This window comes from Eupransor demetentiae, assembly GCF_963930865.1.
Taxonomy (GTDB): Bacteria; Bacillota; Bacilli; order Lactobacillales; family Lactobacillaceae; genus Eupransor; species Eupransor demetentiae.
On record NZ_CAWVOH010000002.1, the window covers coordinates 37,231 to 55,463 of the forward strand.

The 18,233-nt window shown below is 46.2% G+C and carries 18 protein-coding genes and 2 tRNA genes; 18 read left to right on the forward strand and 2 right to left on the reverse strand.

Going from position 1 to position 18,233, the window contains the following annotated elements; genetic code table 11:
• Positions 1-47 precede the first annotated feature (47 nt).
• Genes ABSY64_RS04450 through ABSY64_RS04460 form a run of 3 tightly spaced genes read left to right on the forward strand, consistent with a single transcriptional unit; the run spans position 48 to position 1,695 of the window.
• Positions 48-434: a fluoride efflux transporter FluC gene (locus ABSY64_RS04450; RefSeq protein ID WP_349641883.1), complete on the forward strand. Its 387-nt coding sequence runs from the start codon at positions 48-50 to the stop codon at positions 432-434.
• Positions 427-777, forward strand: coding sequence for a fluoride efflux transporter FluC (locus ABSY64_RS04455; RefSeq protein ID WP_349641884.1), 351 nt, complete (start codon positions 427-429; stop codon positions 775-777). The genes ABSY64_RS04450 and ABSY64_RS04455 overlap by 8 nt, the downstream gene beginning before the upstream one ends.
• 36 nt (positions 778-813) lie before the next feature.
• Entirely contained in the window at positions 814-1,695 is an 882-nt protein-coding gene (locus ABSY64_RS04460) for a DegV family protein (RefSeq protein WP_349641885.1), read from the forward strand.
• 67 nt (positions 1,696-1,762) lie between these two features.
• Here ABSY64_RS04460 and ABSY64_RS04465 read toward each other — a convergent pair whose 3' ends face one another.
• Positions 1,763-2,116, reverse strand: a complete 354-nt coding sequence (locus tag ABSY64_RS04465) for an iron-sulfur cluster biosynthesis family protein (RefSeq protein ID WP_349641886.1) — start codon at positions 2,114-2,116, stop codon at positions 1,763-1,765.
• Positions 2,117-2,259: 143 nt separating this feature from the next.
• Between ABSY64_RS04465 and trhA the strand changes: the two genes are divergently transcribed.
• The 6 genes from trhA (at position 2,260) to ABSY64_RS04495 (ending at position 7,703) form a co-directional block, all read left to right on the forward strand.
• On the forward strand, positions 2,260-2,904 hold the full coding sequence (gene trhA, locus ABSY64_RS04470; protein WP_349641887.1) for a PAQR family membrane homeostasis protein TrhA: 645 nt from the start codon (positions 2,260-2,262) through the stop codon (positions 2,902-2,904).
• 536 nt (positions 2,905-3,440) lie between these two features.
• Positions 3,441-4,091, forward strand: coding sequence for a carbonic anhydrase family protein (locus ABSY64_RS04475; RefSeq protein WP_349641888.1), 651 nt, complete (start codon positions 3,441-3,443; stop codon positions 4,089-4,091).
• Entirely contained in the window at positions 4,091-5,488 is a 1,398-nt protein-coding gene (locus ABSY64_RS04480) for an MFS transporter (RefSeq protein ID WP_349641889.1), read from the forward strand. The genes ABSY64_RS04475 and ABSY64_RS04480 overlap by 1 nt, the downstream gene beginning before the upstream one ends.
• Positions 5,489-7,375, forward strand: coding sequence for a M13-type metalloendopeptidase (locus ABSY64_RS04485; RefSeq protein ID WP_349641890.1), 1,887 nt, complete (start codon positions 5,489-5,491; stop codon positions 7,373-7,375).
• Positions 7,376-7,522: 147 nt separating this feature from the next.
• A tRNA-Tyr gene (locus tag ABSY64_RS04490) sits at positions 7,523-7,605 on the forward strand.
• Positions 7,606-7,631: 26 nt separating this feature from the next.
• Positions 7,632-7,703, forward strand: a tRNA-Gln gene (locus ABSY64_RS04495).
• A 68-nt stretch (positions 7,704-7,771) separates the two neighbouring features.
• On the opposite strand, the gene ABSY64_RS04500 is transcribed toward ABSY64_RS04495, so the two are convergent.
• Positions 7,772-8,470 carry a helix-turn-helix domain-containing protein gene (locus ABSY64_RS04500; protein ID WP_349641891.1) on the reverse strand — a complete coding sequence of 233 codons (699 nt, stop codon included), beginning with the start codon at positions 8,468-8,470 and terminating at the stop codon, positions 7,772-7,774.
• Positions 8,471-8,595: 125 nt separating this feature from the next.
• Here ABSY64_RS04500 and ABSY64_RS04505 point away from each other — a divergent pair, with 125 nt between their 5' ends.
• The 9 genes from ABSY64_RS04505 to ABSY64_RS04545 all read left to right on the forward strand — a co-directional run bounded on the left by ABSY64_RS04505 (position 8,596) and on the right by ABSY64_RS04545 (position 18,121).
• Positions 8,596-8,844: a helix-turn-helix domain-containing protein gene (locus ABSY64_RS04505; protein ID WP_349641892.1), complete on the forward strand. Its 249-nt coding sequence runs from the start codon at positions 8,596-8,598 to the stop codon at positions 8,842-8,844.
• Between the two features lie 109 nt (positions 8,845-8,953).
• Positions 8,954-10,171 carry a phosphoglycerate kinase gene (locus ABSY64_RS04510; protein WP_349641893.1) on the forward strand — a complete coding sequence of 406 codons (1,218 nt, stop codon included), beginning with the start codon at positions 8,954-8,956 and terminating at the stop codon, positions 10,169-10,171.
• Positions 10,172-10,304: 133 nt separating this feature from the next.
• Positions 10,305-12,668: an RNA polymerase recycling motor HelD gene (helD, locus tag ABSY64_RS04515; RefSeq protein ID WP_349641894.1), complete on the forward strand. Its 2,364-nt coding sequence runs from the start codon at positions 10,305-10,307 to the stop codon at positions 12,666-12,668.
• A gap of 2 nt (positions 12,669-12,670) precedes the next feature.
• Positions 12,671-13,381, forward strand: a complete 711-nt coding sequence (locus tag ABSY64_RS04520) for a type I pantothenate kinase (protein ID WP_349641895.1) — start codon at positions 12,671-12,673, stop codon at positions 13,379-13,381.
• A 77-nt stretch (positions 13,382-13,458) separates the two neighbouring features.
• A complete protein-coding gene (locus ABSY64_RS04525; RefSeq protein ID WP_349641896.1) occupies positions 13,459-14,967 on the forward strand; it encodes an MDR family MFS transporter in 1,509 nt (502 codons plus the stop codon).
• 3 nt (positions 14,968-14,970) lie between these two features.
• Entirely contained in the window at positions 14,971-15,606 is a 636-nt protein-coding gene (locus ABSY64_RS04530; RefSeq protein WP_349641897.1) for a DUF4811 domain-containing protein, read from the forward strand.
• Between the two features lie 149 nt (positions 15,607-15,755).
• Positions 15,756-15,956, forward strand: coding sequence for a cold-shock protein (locus tag ABSY64_RS04535; protein ID WP_349641898.1), 201 nt, complete (start codon positions 15,756-15,758; stop codon positions 15,954-15,956).
• Positions 15,957-16,075: 119 nt separating this feature from the next.
• On the forward strand, positions 16,076-16,789 hold the full coding sequence (gpmA, locus tag ABSY64_RS04540) for a 2,3-diphosphoglycerate-dependent phosphoglycerate mutase (RefSeq protein ID WP_349641899.1): 714 nt from the start codon (positions 16,076-16,078) through the stop codon (positions 16,787-16,789).
• A gap of 63 nt (positions 16,790-16,852) precedes the next feature.
• Positions 16,853-18,121 (forward strand): solute carrier family 23 protein, encoded by a 1,269-nt coding sequence (locus ABSY64_RS04545; protein ID WP_349641900.1) that lies wholly within the window; start codon positions 16,853-16,855, stop codon positions 18,119-18,121.
• The last annotated feature ends 112 nt before the right edge of the window (positions 18,122-18,233 follow it).

Consider the following 18,233-nt stretch of genomic DNA (forward strand, 5'->3'; position numbering starts at 1 on the left):
AGCTCTTTTTTAGTGTTAGAATGGTTTAAATGACGAAGGGAGCAATTATGTCTTCTAATAACCTTTTAAAAGATACGGTCTGGGTTGCCCTTGGTGGCGCAGTTGGCGGTGGCTTACGCTTTTTGCTGGGCCAAGTTCCGCTGATTGGTTCCCTTCCTTGGATGACCATGTTGATCAACTGGTTGGGTGCTTTCTGCTTGGCCTTTCTTGGAACATATTTGTCAGAAAATGACAGCCCGTTTAAACCCTGGGAAAGCGTCATTGGAACTGGTGTTCTGGGTGGTTTCACGACCTTTTCCACGATGATTCTTAATTATTATCAAGAAAGTCTTTTTGTCGGCATCATTTACCTACTGGCAACAGTCATTGGGGGAATGATCATGGTCCGTATCGGACAGCAGTCTGCTCATAAAGTAGGAGGCCAGCATGTTTGAAAAACTCTTACTTGCCATGTTGGGTGCGGGCATCGGAACGGCTATCCGCTTCTTAATTATTGCTGCTTGGCCAAGTCAGCCTAAGTACTTTACCGCTATTCTAGGAGTTAATGTCTTGGGCGCCGCAGCAATGGGTCTGCTCTATGGTGCGCAGATTAATGACACGAACTTCCTCTTCCTAGGAACTGGCATCCTGGGTGGACTAACTACTTTTTCAACCATGATGACTCAATCAGCGCAACATGACCAATTAAGCCGTCAAATCGGTTATTTATGCCTACAAGTGCTACTCGGCATGCTGGCTTTTGCCCTCGCCGCCATGTGCGCACCTGCACTTTTCTAATATGCTATAGTACTCAATATTGTGAGGTAAAGAAAAATGAGTAAAATCGCTGTCATTATCGACTCTTCAGCCGCCATCCCAGCGGAAAAACGAAATCATTACCATCTATTTCAAGTCGACGTGCCCATCCTTTTCGGTGACGAAACCTATTTAGGCGACAAGGACATTCATTCCCTGGGCCAGCTGGTGGACATGATTAAGGAAAAGAAGGTCTTGCCAACCACGTCCCAACCAACGCCGGGACAGTGGGAACAAGCCCTTAACGATGCCAAAAATGCCGGTTATGACCAAGCGGTGATTATCACTTTGTCATCCGGAATTTCAGGCGCCTTCCAAACCGCTACGCTCGTGGCACAGGGTTACGAAGGCATGGGTCGCGTTGAAGTTTTGGATTCACGTTTGACCAACATGGGGGCTGGTGAACAAGCGATTTTGGCCTCCGTCCTGGCTGAAAAGGGTCATGACATGGACGAAATTTTGACTAAAGTCGCAGAATTGCGTGCTAGCTTAGATGTTCGCTTCGTGGTCAACGACATTTCCCATTTGCAGCGAACAGGTCGCTTGTCACGCGGTCAGGCTTTGATTGGTGGTTTGCTAAACATTAAACCTCTGCTAGCTTTCGATATTGAAGGTGACGGTAAAATCGGTGCCGTTGGCCGTGCTCGTAAAATGTCAGGTGCCCGTCTTGAAATCAAGACGGCGCTCGACGAATACTTGCGCAAAATCAACTATCCGGTGCGCGCCTATGTCGTCGACGGAAATAACCCTAAGCTGGGGGACAAATGGCTCAAGGAATTCCAAACAGAATATCCAGCCATCCAGTTCGAACGGGCTAGCATGGATCCAGTCATTGGGGTTCACACTGGTGACGGTGGGATGGCCCTCATTTGGTCGCGCGATTGGGAATCAATGGTATAAATTAAACTTAAAAAAACAGCCTCCGCTGCCGCGGAAGCTGTTTTTAGTTTACAATAGTTGTAATCGCTTACTTGCTGGTGTAATCCTTGATGCCCAAGCTAGGGTCAAGTTCACCGTTTTGACCAGACAAGCTGTAGCGCAAGTACTTTGGATCAAGGTCGACCTTCATGTGTTCGTTCATTTGGTCGAGCGAGTAAGGCTTTGCGTACACGTCGCCCAAGTTGCTTGAAATCTTTGCACCAAATTCGTGCAAATCAGCATCCTTGTTCACAAAGACAAGGTTGAATGACAAGGCCAAAGTGCAGTTGGCTTCATCTGAGAATGGTCCAACACCATCGTCGAAGTCTAAAACAATCTTGGCATCGTTCTTCAAGTACTTCTGAAGACGGTCCTTAGCAGCATCAGTAAATGTGATATCCATGAGTCTTCCTCCTAAATCAATTTTCATACATAGTATAAGAAAATTTGGGAAGAAAGTCAATTGGTATAGTTGCGATTTTTATTAAAATAGCGAATCATTTTCGTGTTATCAACCGATAATAAAGCCGAAAGCGAGTCTTTTCCATGCAAAAACGTTCAAAAACATATCAAATTGTCTATGAGGTTTTAAACGCGTCCACCCACGGCGTTGGTTTTCTCTTAGCTGCCATTGCCGGAATTGCTTTGCTCTTTCATATTTATCACGAGGGGCCGGTTTCTTCCTTAGAGTTGGCTGCTGTCGTGATTTACATTATTAGTATTGCGACCTTCTTGTTAGCTTCGACGCTTTTTCACGCTTTGATTTTTACCCGGGCCGCGAAACTTTTCCAATTCTTTGACCACGCCGGCATTTACTTGGTGATTTTGGGATCTTATACACCCTTCACCTGGCTCGTCCTAAAAGGCTGGGTCGGCTGGGCCATCTGGGGAACGATCCTGGCGATGACCATTGCGGGGATGGTTTACGATTTGTTCCTAGTTGGGCGCTGGCCATGGGTCTCCGTGACCATCTACTTGATCATGGGCTGGTTAATTATTTTGGCCATGCCAATCCTATGGGGTGCCTTGGCTCACACGGCTTTTTGGTTACTACTAGCTGGTGGGGTGGTTTATTCCCTCGGTACGATCTTTTACCTGATTCCTAAGATCCCGATGGGCCATGTTTACTGGCACGTTTTCGTTTTGGTTGGTGCGGGCTTGATGTATGCATCAGTTTACATTACTTTGTGAAGAAATTTTGGACATTCAGCAACAAAGCGGAATAATGTTGCGTTCAGGTTACACCAGTATTACAAAACAGTTTCAAAGATTACTGCCAAGTGACAAAAGGTCTTAAATTGCAAATTTATTCGCTTTTTGTATTCTATTTGTATTATTAAAGCGTTTTAATCTATTTCATGACCGGTTATAATTATATGTGAACCAATGATAATTCAGCGATTGGGAATTAGTGAAGTCAGGTGGACGGTTCGTTCAACTTTGCTAGTCCGACGCGGGATACGGGTCCTACAATTCCCGGTCTCGAGGTCAACTATCAGAGCGCGGATGGTTGTTATCAACTTTCAACATTATGACCCAAACGGCATGTGCGAAGTTCCGGGGAATAAGCGTTTGCAAGTGGGAGTTTACAAACGTTTTATTTCTTCAAAGGTTTATACCTAATAAAAGAACAGTTGATACTTCGGTATTACTGTTCTTTTATTTTGTCCTTTTTTCGGGCAGTGGGTATAATGAAAAACAATGAAACTTTGTGAAATTTGAGGGCAATGATGAAACCACTCGACTATCAGTACCAATCAGCTTGGCAGTATACGACCCCGTCTAAGCAACAATCGCCAATTGATATTAAAAAGACGGCTTTAAAAGCTGGCGAAGCCGACGAACTGGTCTTTCTGCCAGCTTCTCCCGCAATCAAATTGGACCCGCGCCTTTCCGGTTTGCAATTCATGGCAAAGGGGCACTTTCTATTAAATGGCCAAGATTGGGAAGTGGAGCGTTTCCACTTTCATGATGGTGCCGAACATACTTTTGATGGCCAGCGCTATGACATGGAAGGGCACATTGTCACACAACGCGGCAAGGAAACCATGGTCATCGCTTTCATGGGGCAGGTCGACCTTGCTGCAAAAAGCCTGGACCTGCCTGACTTATTTGAGGGTCAGGCGGAGACTTTTGATCTAGCTGAATTTTTGCCGGTGACGAAGAAATCCTACACATATACGGGTACCTTGACCACGCCGCCGCTCATGCAGGGCGTCCGCTGGTATATTTTGGCAGAACCTTTGAAAATTACCGCTGCTGATCTGGCTGCTGTTCATGCCAATTATCCTGCCAATCATCGCCAAGAACAGCCAATTATGGGACGAACGGTTGTCGAACACGCTTTAAATCTCGTAGTAAAAGAGGCCGCTGATTAATGGAAACTGAAAAGATGAATACGAACCGATTGACTAAGGCTGCTTTGGTCGTCGCCGCTGCTCTTTTTATGCAGATGTTAGATAGTACGATTGTGACGACGGCTCTGCCAGTTATTGGAAGAGACTTATCCGTTTCACAAAGTACGGCGAGTTTGTTGATTTCGGCCTACATGTTGGCCGCGGCCACTTTTATCCCCTTGTCAGGTTGGTTGGCCCGCCGTTTGCCTCGTAAAAGATTGTTTCTCTGGGCTGTGGCACTCTTTACTTTGTCATCCGTTTTGGGTGGTTTGGTTAACAATCTTCCGCTTTTGCTCGGTATGCGTGTTTTGCAAGGAGTTGCCGGGGCCTTGATGGTGCCAGTCGGCCGTTTGATTATCTTGGAAAATACTGAATCAAAAGATTTGCTGCGAATGCTTTCTTACCTGGTATGGCCGGCCTTGATTGCACCAGCGATTGCGCCCTTGTTGGGTGGTTACATTATTTCTTACCTCACTTGGCACTGGATTTTCTTCTTAAATCTACCCATTGGACTGGGCATCATCTTATTTGGTCATCGTGTCATCCAAGACTTTAGCAAGACGGAAAAAGTCGACTTTGACCTGCCTGGCTTTATCCTTGTTGGCTTGAGCGTTTTGGCGCTTTTGATTTCGTCCGACTTGCTTGGTGACGGAATCGAAATGCTGCCTTGGGGTAGTGCACTCTTACTTGTGGCGATTGCCGTTGGTTATTTCGCAGTGCGCCACTTGCGTCGGGCATCGGAGCCGCTCTTTTCTCTGGCTGCTTTGAAGGTGCCAACTTTCCGAGTGTACCAGAGTGGCGGTTCGATTTTCTGGATGACCATCGGAGCCTTGCCCTACATGATGACCTTGCTGTTGCAGGTGGTCTTTTCTTGGTCAGCAGTGACTGCCGGGACCTACGTTATCTTTATTTTCTTGGGGAATTTGGCGATTAAGCCCTTTACCACGCCGATTATCGAACGCACGGGTTATCGTTTAGCCATCGTGATTGGCTTGGTTCTAGCAACCTCATCAACGGTTGCCTTTGCCTTCATGACCCCTGAAACGATGAAGTGGTGGATTGCCACGGTAGCCTTTGTTTCCGGAGTTGGTCGCTCCCTTTGTTTGACTTCCTACAACACCTTGAGTTTTGCTGATTTAGACCGTGAAGAAAAGAATTCAGCCAATACTTTCCAATCCGTTGTTCAAATGTTGGCCCAAGGGTTGGGCGTTGGGGTTGCCGCGATGATTGTGGCCATTTTGCAGCAATACTTTTCGACGGCAGCTGCCTACAAGGGTACTTTCATCCTATTAGCTTTAATTTCAATTTATCCTCTAGCTGAAATACTAACTTTACCAAAGGATGCTGGAGCACAGACTTTACATCACAAAGGAGAATGAATGCTTTCATATAAAGAAGATTTTTACCAAGCCGTCAACGGCGAATGGATTGATCAGGCTGAAATTGCGCCCGATAAGCCTTCGACCAGCAGCTTTAACGATTTGAGTCAAAAAATTGAAAAAATCGAACGCGCTGACTTAGCCGCCTTTGAAGCCGGAGAAAAAGAAATTCCTGCCAATCTGAAGGGCTTTGTTGCTATGCATCAGCTCACCAAGGACTGGGATACCCGCCAGGCAGCCGGAACGAAGGAAGCGCAAGCATGGTTGCATCGCTTAAGTGACATTCAAGATTGGCAAACTTGGCAAAAGGCTGAAGGTGAATTGCTCAAGGACGGCTACAGTACGCCGCTCGAATTTTATGTTGCGCCTGATTCAAAAGATACAAGCATCAATGAACTTTGGTTGAGTACGCCGGATGTGATTTTGCCAGATACGACAACTTATGACGATGCGGAGCAATCGCAGCGGATGCTTGCTTTATGGCAAAAGATGGTCTTGGAATTGCTGCCACATTACGGCTATAGCGAAGCGGAAAGTAAGGACTTAGTTGAAAAAACTTTGGCTTTTGACCGCTTGTTGGCAAAGTATCTGTCCAGCAATGAAGAAATGTCCGATTATTGGAAGAACTACCATCCCACTGACTTGGCCGACTTACAAGCTAAGCTATCCGACTACGATTTGTCATTTGTTCTGCAAGAAACGATGGGGCAAAAGATTGACCGTTTGATTATTTCAGATGCTAAGTTCTGGAATGCTGCTTCGAAAATTTATACGGCCGAAAACTTTGAAGAGATTAAGGCTTGGTCGTTGGTTCAAATGGCCTTACAAATGGCGCCGATGTTATCCAATGATTTGCGAATTTTAGCTGGTCAATACGGCCGTGCGCTTTCAGGAATCCAGGCGGCAAGTGGTCCCGAAAAGTCAGCCTTCAAGCAGGCCCGGGCTTTCTTCGCCCCACTGGTCGGCCGCTGGTATGGTCAAACTTACTTTGGTCCTCAAGGTAAGGCGGATGTGACCGCCATGGTTAAAAAGCTTATCAAGATTTATCAAAGTCGTTTTGATCAAAATGATTGGTTGAGCCCAGAGACTTTGAAAGAAGCAAAGGTAAAGCTGAATGCGCTCAAGATTCAAGTTGGTTACCCCGAACGGGTGCCTGCTTACTTAGAAAAGCGCGTAGTTGATACTAATCAGTCATTATTGGCTAATGCCATGCGCTTTAGTAAGGAAAGTATCGCCTTTCATTTGGCCAAGTGGCACCAAAAGCCTGATGACGAAATCTGGTCAATGTCAGCCGATACGGTCAACGCTTACTACAATCCCGACTTCAACCAAATTGTCTTCCCAGCCGCTATTTTGCAGGCACCGTTTTACAGTTTGGAACAAAGTGATACCGAAAATCTCGGTGGGGTTGGATCAGTTATTGCCCACGAAATCACCCATGCCTTTGATACCAACGGAGCTCGCTATGATGAGCACGGTAATTTGAAAGAATGGTGGCAGCCGGTGGACTTCGAACAGTTCGAGAAACGGACTAAGTTGGTTGAAGAACAATTCGACGGCTTAGAAAGTGGGGGTGCCAAGGTTAATGGCCACCTAACAGTTTCTGAAAACGTTGCCGATCTTGGTGGCCTATCAGCCGCTTTGTCAGCAGCCCAGGAAAAGGCTGACTTTGATGCGCAGGAATTCTTCAAGAACTTCGCCCGCATCTGGAGGCAAAAGGCGAGTCAGGAATACTTGCAATTGTTGGCCGCCATCGATGTGCATGCACCAGCTCGTTTGCGTGTGGACGTACCTGTTAAAAACTTCGATGCCTTCGCAAAGGCCTTCGATGTTCATGATGGGGATGGCATGTGGCTTGCGCCTGAAAAGCGTGTTCAAATTTGGTAAGCATGCCTTTAGTTTAAGGGCGACTCAAACAACTTTTTAGGGATTTGGCATAGTTGACTGAAATTCAGTCATTTTCGGATAAAATGCGTTATTTTGCTTGTCATGGCAAGTAAAGCTTGTTATTATTAGATAGTTGTTTGAGACATCGGGAGTGTAGCGAAGTCTGGCTAAACGCGACGGACTGTAACTCCGTTCCTTCGGGTTCGTAGGTTCGAATCCTACCGCTCCCATCGCCGCGCAAGCGGCCAAATTCAACTGCCCCTTGGCCAAGTGGTAAGGCAGAGGTTTTTGGTACCTCCATGCGCTGGTTCGATCCCAGCAGGGGCAACTAATTAAGCAGTCTTCGGACTGCTTTTTTTGCGCAGTAAAAAACTCCTCGTTTGAGGAGTTTTCTTTTTATAAAATCACAACGCCAAGAAGACTGACTTCGTGACCCGCTTCGATTGGTAAATCGGGGTAGTTAGCATTCAGTGAAACCAAACGACGGCCCGCCTTGTCGTCAATGTACTTTTTGACGTAGGCCTGCTGGTCGTAGTTGGCAATCACGATTTGGCCGGAGCGAACCGCTGTTGTTTTTTTGACGAAAATCAGTTCTTGGTCACTAAAAAGGGGCAACATGGAATCGCCGGAAACCCGCACGGCAAAGTCGTAATCGGGGATAGGCCCGTCGAAGGCCTCGCTTTCTGGCTTGGGTTCGGATAAGTACTGACCGGTACCGGCGGAAACGGCTCCGTAGACTTCGACACTGCCGTTTTGACGGCGGTGAGCAGCGAATTCGTCCTTATTGTCTGCCCGTAGGTTCTTGGCAAACTGGACGACTTTTTCTTGCTGGCCGGGGTTTAACTGCTGGAATTCTTGGTAAAATTCCTGCCAATTTTGACTAGCAGGATCATCAATAATGAGGGCAGGTGGAATCTGGAAAAAATCAGCAAGAATGCGGACATAGGACATCTGGATATCGCCACCATGCTCCCAACGGGAAAGCATGCTTTTGCTGATATGAGAATCATACTTTTGATTCAATTCCTGTGCCAAACGGTCGAGGGAAAGCTGGCGTTTGTTTCGTAATTTTTTAAGTTGTTCCGCAAAGTCCATTCATCTTTCCTCCAGTGAGAATGATTATACCATAATAGTTCCTATTTAGGAACATTGCAGTTGACAGCAGACTTTTCAGCGGGTAGAATGACCTTGTTCCTGAAAAGGAACGACAAGGAGACCTCATGCCTAAACGGATTCGAGAACCGTATTACGACCTTAAAGACTGGATGAACCGGCAAGGTGTTAGCCAGATTGATTTGGCGCGCACCTTGGGAACAACCAGCAATTATATAAACAAGAAGATCAATGGCACGGGTGCCGATTTCCGCTTATCTGAAGTCCGTCTTTTAGTGGCGGAGTACCATATGCCGGCGGATATTTTTTTTAAAATTGAAGTTCCTATAAAGGAACAAGGAGAAACTGACCGTTAATTGTGCCTTGCTTTTGACTACTTTTGCTCAATTTATCGCATTTACAAGACATGTCGGTTTTTTTGCTTTATAATTGTCACTGTTAAATAAATTAATTTTGGAGGCAATAATGGCAAAATTGACTGTCACAGATTTGGAACTTGCTGGTAAGAAAGTATTGATGCGAGTTGATTTCAATGTGCCCATCAAGAATGGCGTAATTGGAAACGACAACCGTATCGTTGCTGCTTTGCCAACGATTAAGTATGTATTGGAACACAACGGCCGTGCCGTTTTGTTCTCACACTTGGGTCGTGTTAAGACTGAAGAAGACAAGAAGGAATTGTCTTTGGCTCCAGTTGCTAAGCGCTTGGGCGAATTGTTGGGTAAGGAAGTTACTTTCATCCCTGAAACTCGCGGTGCTGAATTGGAAGCTGCTATTGATGCTTTGCAAGACGGCCAAGTATTGATGGTTGAAAACACTCGTTTTGAAGATGTTAAGAACGGTGAATACGTCAAGTTGGAATCTGGTAACGACCCTGAATTGGGTAAGTACTGGGCTTCATTGGGTGACGACCTCTTCATCAACGACGCCTTCGGAACTGCCCACCGTGCCCACGCTTCTAACGTTGGAATCGCTTCAAACGTTGACCAAGCTGCAGCCGGCTTCTTGATGGAAAAGGAAATCAAGTTCTTGGGTGACACTGTTGATAACCCTAAGCGTCCCTTCGTCGCTATCATTGGTGGTGCCAAGGTTTCTGACAAGATTGACGTTGTGAAGTCACTTTTGAACAAGGCCGATAAGGTTATTGTTGGTGGTGGAATGGCCTACACTTTCGATGCCGCTAAGGGTAACAAGATTGGTAAGTCATTGTTCGAAGAAGATAAGGTTCAAACTGCTAAGGATTTGATGGAAGAAGCTGGCGACAAGCTGGTTTTGCCTGTTGATTCTGTTGCAGCTGACGCCTTCTCAAACGACGCCAAGACTGAAGTTGTTGATGCAACTGCAGGTATCCCTGATGGTTACATGGGTCTTGATATCGGACCTAAGTCAGTTAAGTTGTTCCAAGACGTTTTGGCAGATGCTAAGACTGTTGTTTGGAACGGACCTATGGGCGTTTTCGAAATGCCTAACTTCGCCAAGGGTACTTTGGCCATTGGAGAAGAATTGGTTAAGGTAACTGAAAACGGTGGTACGACTATCGTTGGTGGTGGTGATTCAACTGCTGCCGTTCAGGCCTTGGGTGTCGCTGACAAGTTGTCACACATCTCAACTGGTGGTGGAGCTTCCCTTGAATACTTGGAAGGTAAGCCATTGCCTGGTATTACTTCATTAACGAATAAGTAAAAATGAAAAACGCCTTTGGCGTTTTTTTTATCCCCTAAACAATCCACCGTTATGCTGTTTATGCCACTTAGCTTTATCTTTGGAACTGGTAAGCGTATAATTGTGACAATCGATTTACGACGAGGTGACCCTTTTGGATGATCAAATCTTAGCAAGTGAACAGAAGTACTTAGATAAAACCTTAAATGCGATTCATGAAAGCCTGGAAGATACCAAGGCAGAGATTATTCGCTCGAATAAAAACATTGATGATGCAGCTAAGGGCTGGGACGATGTCCGCCTGAAGACGAGTACCTATTCAGGGATTGTCGAAACGGCTATGTCTGTTCGCCAGCAGCAACAGTTGATTGCGGAACGCGAAAGTTCCAAGAGCCGTGCTGAACAGCGCTATCAAACTTTGCTTAAGCAAGAAGATAAGCCTTACTTTGCCCGAATTGATTTTTCCGAAATCGACGGGGAGGGAGAGGGCAGCGAAACTATCTACATTGGTTTGGCTTCTTTTAGCGACGAAGAAAATCATTTCTTGGTCTACGATTGGCGTACGCCGGTTGCCTCGATTTACTATGACGGTGGGATTGGTGAAGTGGATTACAACACGCCGGCCGGCCCACAAAAAGCTAATGTTACCTTGAAACGCCAGTTTGAAATTGAAGACGGCGTAATCGTCACGCTTTTTGATACCGAAGAAGCCATCGGGGACGCGATGTTGCTGAATGCTTTGTCCGGTGAGTCGACGACCAAGATGAAGTCGATTGTGACGACCATCCAAAAGGAACAAAACAAGATTATTCGTGATACCCATTCCGACTTGCTCTTTGTTCAGGGAGCGGCTGGCTCGGGTAAGACGGCCGCCATTTTGCAGCGCGTGGCCTACCTTCTGTATCGTTACCGCGGTAAGCTGACGTCTGGGCAAGTGGTTCTTTTTAGTCCGAACCAGTTGTTTAACGACTATGTTAATGAAGTCTTGCCAGAACTTGGTGAACAAAACCTCGTTCAGATGACTTTCTTCCAGTATGCATCGCGGCGTTTGCCACGGATGAATGTGGAAACCTTGTCCGAACGTTTTGAATCACAAAGTGAACACCGCGACATTGACCAGATGTTGGGCTCGCTAAAGGCTTTCCGAGCTGTTGGAAAATATGCACAATCCCTTAACACGGAGGGAGCCCGCTTACGCAACCTCGTTTTCCATGATCAGGTCTTGATTAGTAAGGAAAAGATTGCGGAAATTTACTATCAATATAATGAAAACTACCGTTTGTCTCAGCGTTTGGAAGCGACTCAAGAAGCTTTGATGCGTTCTTTGCGCAGTCAAATCGGTCATCAAATGCAGCAAGACTGGGTCGAACTGGAAATTGAAAACTTGTCCAAGCAAGAATATGACGACTTGATTGGTGCTGGTAAAACCCGCCTTGGCGATGACCAAGAGGGGGATGCCGCCGCTCAAACGCGTATGGCGCAAATGGGACGTGGTCCACAAGAACGTGAATTCAGCAGTGAAAAGGCAGAACGGCGCTTTTTGGCCAAGCAAATTGTCACGCGCGAATTGAAGCCTTTGGCTCGTAAGATTCGCCGCGCGGCCTTCCTCAACATCAACGCCCAGTTCGTTGACTTGCTTCGTCGTTTGCCGGAATATCTTGATATGGCCGCCTTTGGTGTGAAAGAAGCTGACTGGCAGGCTTATGTCGAGAGTACAATTGCTGCCCTCAAAGAACACAAAATGTCTTTGAGCACGACGACCATGTACCTTTACCTTTATGATTTAATGACGGGAAAACATGGTCAGCGCGATATTCGTTTCCTATTTATTGATGAAATTCAAGATTACACGCCCTTCCAATTGGCCTTCTTGAAGTTCTCATTCCCATTGGCCAAGTTCACGGTGCTTGGGGACTTAAACCAAGCAATTTTCACCCAGGACAATGCCAACAATTTGGAAGATGATTTCGCCTCACTATTTGACCCCGATAAGGTCAGCGAAGTTGAGTTGAACCAAACCTACCGTTCAACCCAGCAAATTACCGACTTTACTAAGGGGATTTTGACCAACGGCCGTGCCATTGAGGCCTTTGATCGTGCTGGGGATAAGCCTGTTCTTAAACTACGAAAGAGCCATACCGACGCTTTGCAAGCTCTGAAAGATCAGCTTAAGCAAAACGATGCAGATCACGAATCAACCGCCATCATTACTCAATCTTTGTCCGAGGCTAAGCAACTCGCTGAAGAGTTGAAGGATGAAAAGGTAACCTTGATTCAATCCGAAAACCAGCGTTTGGTTACCGGTGCCATTATTGTGCCGTCCTACCTTGCCAAGGGATTGGAATTTGATGCCGTCATTATTTGGCAAGCAGATAAGAAGCATTACAGTGATGAACGCCAGCGCCGCTTGCTCTACACCGTTGCCTCACGTGCCATGCACCGTTTGACCCTAATTGGTGAGGGGGAAGCATCACCGCTACTGAAGCAGGTTGATGCCGACCTCTATGAAGAGGGTTAATCATGGACGAAATTATTAATGCGATTCTAAAAAAATACCAGGACAACTTTATGGTGATTGGCCTCACGGGTTCCGTTGCCGTGGGCAAGTCAACCTTGGCCGAACGCCTTGCTGATGCATTGAAGCAAAAGGGACTCAAAAGTCAGGTTCTGTCGACCGATAATTTCTTACATTCAAATGCCGAGCTCAAAGCAGCCGGCATTTTTGATCAGAAGGGCTTTCCCCAGTCTTATAAACTCGATGAACTCGAACAACTCATTCAAGATTTCCGGCAGGGGAAAAGTCATGTAAGTACACCGATTTATCAACAGCGCTTAGCCGACATTGTCCCGGATGAAAAGTTAACCATCGACCGTCCCGACGTCTTGATTATTGAGGGGGTTGTCGCTTTGCAATTTAGTGCCAACGCCTTGGACCTTGGTATCTACATTGATGCGAAGTTGGATCACATCAAGGCTTGGTACCTCAGCCGCAACCTACTCGAGACAGCGCTTTCGCGTAACAATCCTAATTCTTGGCGCTACCAATATGCCAAGCTGCCCCTGGATGATTTCACAAGTTTGGCCTTGCAGGTCTGGGAAAAGACCAATCAGACTAACCTTGACCGCTACATAGCACCGAGTGCAAAACGCGCGGATTACTTGGTAAAGTTGGATTATTGGCATCAGGTTGCATCGGTTACTTTAACTTCGCGCAACACTGAGCAAAATTGACGTATCCTTGTGAAAGTGTAAAATGACCTGTTGTGTTATTTTGTCTTTAAACAAAGAAGATTATAGGAGAACGAACTATGTCTGAAACTAGTCAAGACATGCATGGCAAACCGATTAACAAAATCGCCATGATGGCCCTTTTGATGATTGGGTCTTTTGTCATTATTTTGATGCAGACGTCTTTGGGAACTGCGCTTCCTACCTTGATGACTGCCTTTAATGTCGACACCGCTACGGTTCAGTGGTTGACGACGATTTTCTTGATGGTTAACGGGATTATGGTGCCGGTTTCGGCTTACCTGAACACCCGCGTACCGACGAAGGCCCTTTACTTGGCCGCCATGGTGATTTACATTGCCGGAACGACTTTGGCCCTCGTTACACCATCGCAACACGATTACTTCTGGATGATGATGGTTGCCCGTGCCTTGCAGGCCATGGCAGCTGGAATCGTAATGCCCTTGATGCAGGTTGTTGCCCTGGCCCTTTTCGGTGAAGAATCCCGTGGAAAAGCCTTGGGAATGGTTGGTTTGGTCATTGGAATGGCCCCTGCCATTGGACCTACTCTTTCTGGTTGGATTTTGGATAAGGATCACAGTTTCTTGGGCTTGACCCTTGCCGGTGACTGGCGTTCAATTTTCTCCGTGGTATTGCCAATTGCCATCCTAGTTTTGGTGCTTTCCATCATTTACTTCAAGGATGTTTTGCCAACTTCAAAGGTCAAGTTGGATATCCGTTCTTTGATTGAATCAACGGCCGGATTTGGCCTCTTGCTCTTCGGTTCTGCCATGGTTTCCGACCACGGTTGGGGTAACTTTACTTGGGTTATCGCACCAATGTTGGTTGGTTTGCTCATCATTGCCGAATTTGCCTGGCACCAATACCACATGGAAACGCCTTTCTTGGACCTTTCCGTCCTCAAGAATCGTCAATTTGCCATCACGACGGCCTTGGTATGTTTGACCTTTATCGCCATGATTGGTGTTGAAATGGTCTTGCCGATCTACATGCAGCAAGTTCGTGGTTTGACCGCCTTGCACTCTGGTTTGAGCTTATTGCCAGGGGCCTTGATGATGGGTGCTTTGTCACCAATCGCCGGTTCTTACTACGATAAGCACGGCGCTCGTAACTTGGTTATCTTTGGTTTCTCACTCGTCTTTATTGGAACCATACCGTTCTACTTCTTGACGGAAACCACGCCAACCATTTACATCACGACGCTTTACACTTTGCGTATGGCTGGAATCGCCTTGACGATGATGCCTTTGACGTCATCAGCCATGGGTGTTTTGATGCAAAACCAAGTTGCCCAGGGAACTGCGGTTAACAACACTTTCCGTCAGGTTGCCGCTTCACTTGGTACGGCTATCTTGTCGTCAATCATGCAAAACGTGATTAACAACAATACGCCGGCTAACAGCTTGAAGGTTCGTGACCCATTGGAATACGGTCAAAACATGTTGAACGCTTCATTAGATGGCTTCCACGCAACCTTCCTCTGCGCCGCTGGTTTTGTTTTGGCCGCTTTGATTTTGGCCTTCTTCATGCACCGCGGTAAGTTGAATGCACAAGGAAAGAAGGGTTAAAAAATGATTATTTTACTACTATTAATTTTCGTTATTTTTGCCTTCTATACTATCCTGTACTTGGAAAAGCCACTTTGGCGCATCCTCGGTGGCGTGATTGGTTTTGCCGGCATTATTGCCTCTGTCGCATTAATTACGGCTAACATGCATGACCACTTTGGTATGAAAACCGAGACAGTAACTTCTAAGACGCAGATTTATTCTGCGGCTTCCACAGCATCTTCTGATGACTATGGCGTATTGCTATACCAGCCTTTGGGAACTAACGGTAAGGAAAATGTTTACATTTACCGTAGCCAAAAGAATTCTTTGCAACCCAAGCCAACGGAACCTGATTTGAAGACGACTACTAAGCGCCAGTCAATTTCAGGGGAGAAGGCTTACCTGTACACTAAGACTACGCGCTACGTTTATAAGAATGGTTTCTGGTCCTTCCTCTTTGGTTGGGCAGATAACAACAAGGAAATTAAGACTCGCACCCAGACATATCAAATCCCTGATAACTGGATTGCCTTGAGCACGGCCCAAGCCAAGCAATTGCAAAAGAAGTTGAAGGCTGATCCATCTAGTGCCAGCGACTCACAAGGTTCTGCTGAAGATCAAGTTTCCAACTTGAAGCAGGCACTTGGTATTAAGTAATAATTTTGTTGATTGCTAAAGTGTAAGTGACATGCTACACTTAACTACAGTAATTTGATTTTTGATTTTGATTTGTTTTTTTCGGAAGGCGTCATACCAAATATTTTTAATTACAATGCAACTGGTGATACACCGAAGGAGAAACAATCATGGAAAAAGGAACAGTAAAGTGGTTTAACAGCGAAAAGGGATACGGATTCATCACTCGTGAAAACGGTGAAGATGTCTTCGCACACTTCTCAGCTATCCAAGGCGACGGTTTTAAGACTTTGGAAGACGGCGAAAACGTAACTTTCGACGTTGAAAACTCAGACCGTGGCTTGCAAGCTACTAACATCCAAAAGGGTTAATTTCCCTTTAAGACTCGAGGCGCTCGGCTTCGAGTCTTTTTTGTATATGAAATGAAATATACAATGCGGTATAATAAAACCCGATGTAAAAAGATTAACGAATATTAAGGAGCTCAAACATGGCTAAATTAGTAATGATTCGCCACGGTCAAAGTGAATGGAATGCTTTGAACCTATTTAACGGTTGGATCGACACCAACTTATCAGAAAAGGGTATCCAACAAGCCAAGGATGCCGGTGATTTGCTTGCTGAAGAAGGAATCGAATTCGACCAAGCCTACACTTCAGTTTTGACGCGTGCCATCACTACTTTGCACTTGGCATTGCACGAAGCAGGTCAACTCTACGTGCCTGAAGTTAAGTCATGGCGTTTGAACGAACGTCACTACGGTGCTTTGCAGGGACAAAACAAGGCTGAAGCTGCTGAAAAGTGGGGCGACGAACAAGTTCACATCTGGCGTCGTTCATACGACGTTTTGCCTCCATTGTTGGACAGCTACGAAGAAACAATGACTGTTCAAGGTAAGGATTACCCTGCCTTCGACCGTCGTTACGCTGATGTACCTTACGGTGACTTGCCATTGGGTGAAAATTTGAAGGTTACTTTGGAACGTGTTTTGCCATTCTGGTACTCAAACATTGCCAAGGATTTGCAAGCTGGTAAGAACGTTGTGATTGCCGCCCACGGTAACTCATTGCGTGCCCTTGCAAAGCACATCGAAGGAATTTCTGACGATGACATCTTGAACCTTGAAATCGCTAACGGTCAGCCAATCGTTTATGACTTGGCTGAAGATTTGTCGATCAATTCAAAGAAGACTTTGTCAAAGTAAACAATTAAAACCTACTGGGATTAGTCCCGGTGGGTTTTTTACTGCCATTTTTAGGAGGATCTCATGGCGCAACCCTCACAACATCCCGTTTATGATTTGTATGATCGCCCACCATTTTTTACTTGGTTAGGCTTATCTTTCCAGCATCTCTTTTCAATGTTTGGCGCCACGGTTTTGGTGCCCTTGCTGGTTGGTTTGAACCCTGGAGTGGCTCTCTTTTCATCCGGAGTCGGCACTTTAATTCACTTACTGATTACTCGTGGAAAAGTCCCGGCTTATATGGGCTCTTCCTTTGCCTTCATCGTGCCAATGACGGCCTTACTGAAAACTCTGGGCTATCCTGCGGTCGCCCAAGGGGTTATCTCTGTCGGTCTTGTCTACTTGATCGCGGCCATTTTGGTTTCCTTCATTGGAACTGCTTGGATGGATCGGATTTTCCCACCGGCCGTTGTTGGGCCGGTCATTATCGTACTGGGTTTGAGTTTGGCCGGTTCGGCGGCGTCATCAGCTACGATGGTCAACGGCCACTATGACATTAAGGTCTTTGCCGTTGGTTTGGTGACTTTGCTAGCGACGATTGCTTTTAATATGTACTTAAAGGGATTTCTGGGCTTGCTGCCAGTTTTGTTAGGCATTATCTTTGGCTATGTCTTAGCACTTCTAGTTGGCTTGGTTGATCTTAGTCCGGTTGCTAAAGCAGCATGGTTCCAATTGCCAGCTTTTGAATCCCTAGCAGGGAAGGGTTGGCACTTCTACCCAAGTGCCATCTTGAGTATGGCGCCCTTGGCGCTGGTCACGATGTCCGAACACTTGGGCCACTTGATGGTGCTTTCCAAGATTACGGGACACGACTTCTTTAAGAATCCTGGTTTGAAACGAACTTTGACGGGGGATGGTTCCGCCACCATCGTTGCCGGTTTGATTGGTGGACCGGCCGTTACGTCATACGGCGAAAATATTGGCGCCATGCAACTTAGCCGCGTTTACTCCGTTTACGTGATTGGTGGAGCAGCCATTTTAGCAGTTATTTTTGCCTTTGTTGGAAAACTATCCGCACTGATTGGCACCATTCCGGGTGCTGTGACTGGCGGAGTAGGCTTCATGCTTTACGGGGTTATCGCGGCAGCCGGTTTGCAGGTCATTGTCGACAACAAAATCGATTATGGTCAAAAGCGCAACCTGATGTTGGCCGCACCCATCCTCGTAATCGGAATTGGAAACTTCCATTTGCAACTTTCTAGCCAAGTTGATTTCTCAGGGGTTGCTTTAGCAACGGTTCTGGGTATTATCTTGAACTTGATTTTGCCGCAAAAAGCCGCAAGTGAAAAGTGAGCAAAGTTTGCTTAGATTTATTTTTTCTCAAAATTAAAAAAGATTTAAACTATCGCGCGACAACCTGTGAGACCACTATCCAACAGTTGTCAGACAGTGTTGCTTTTCTTGT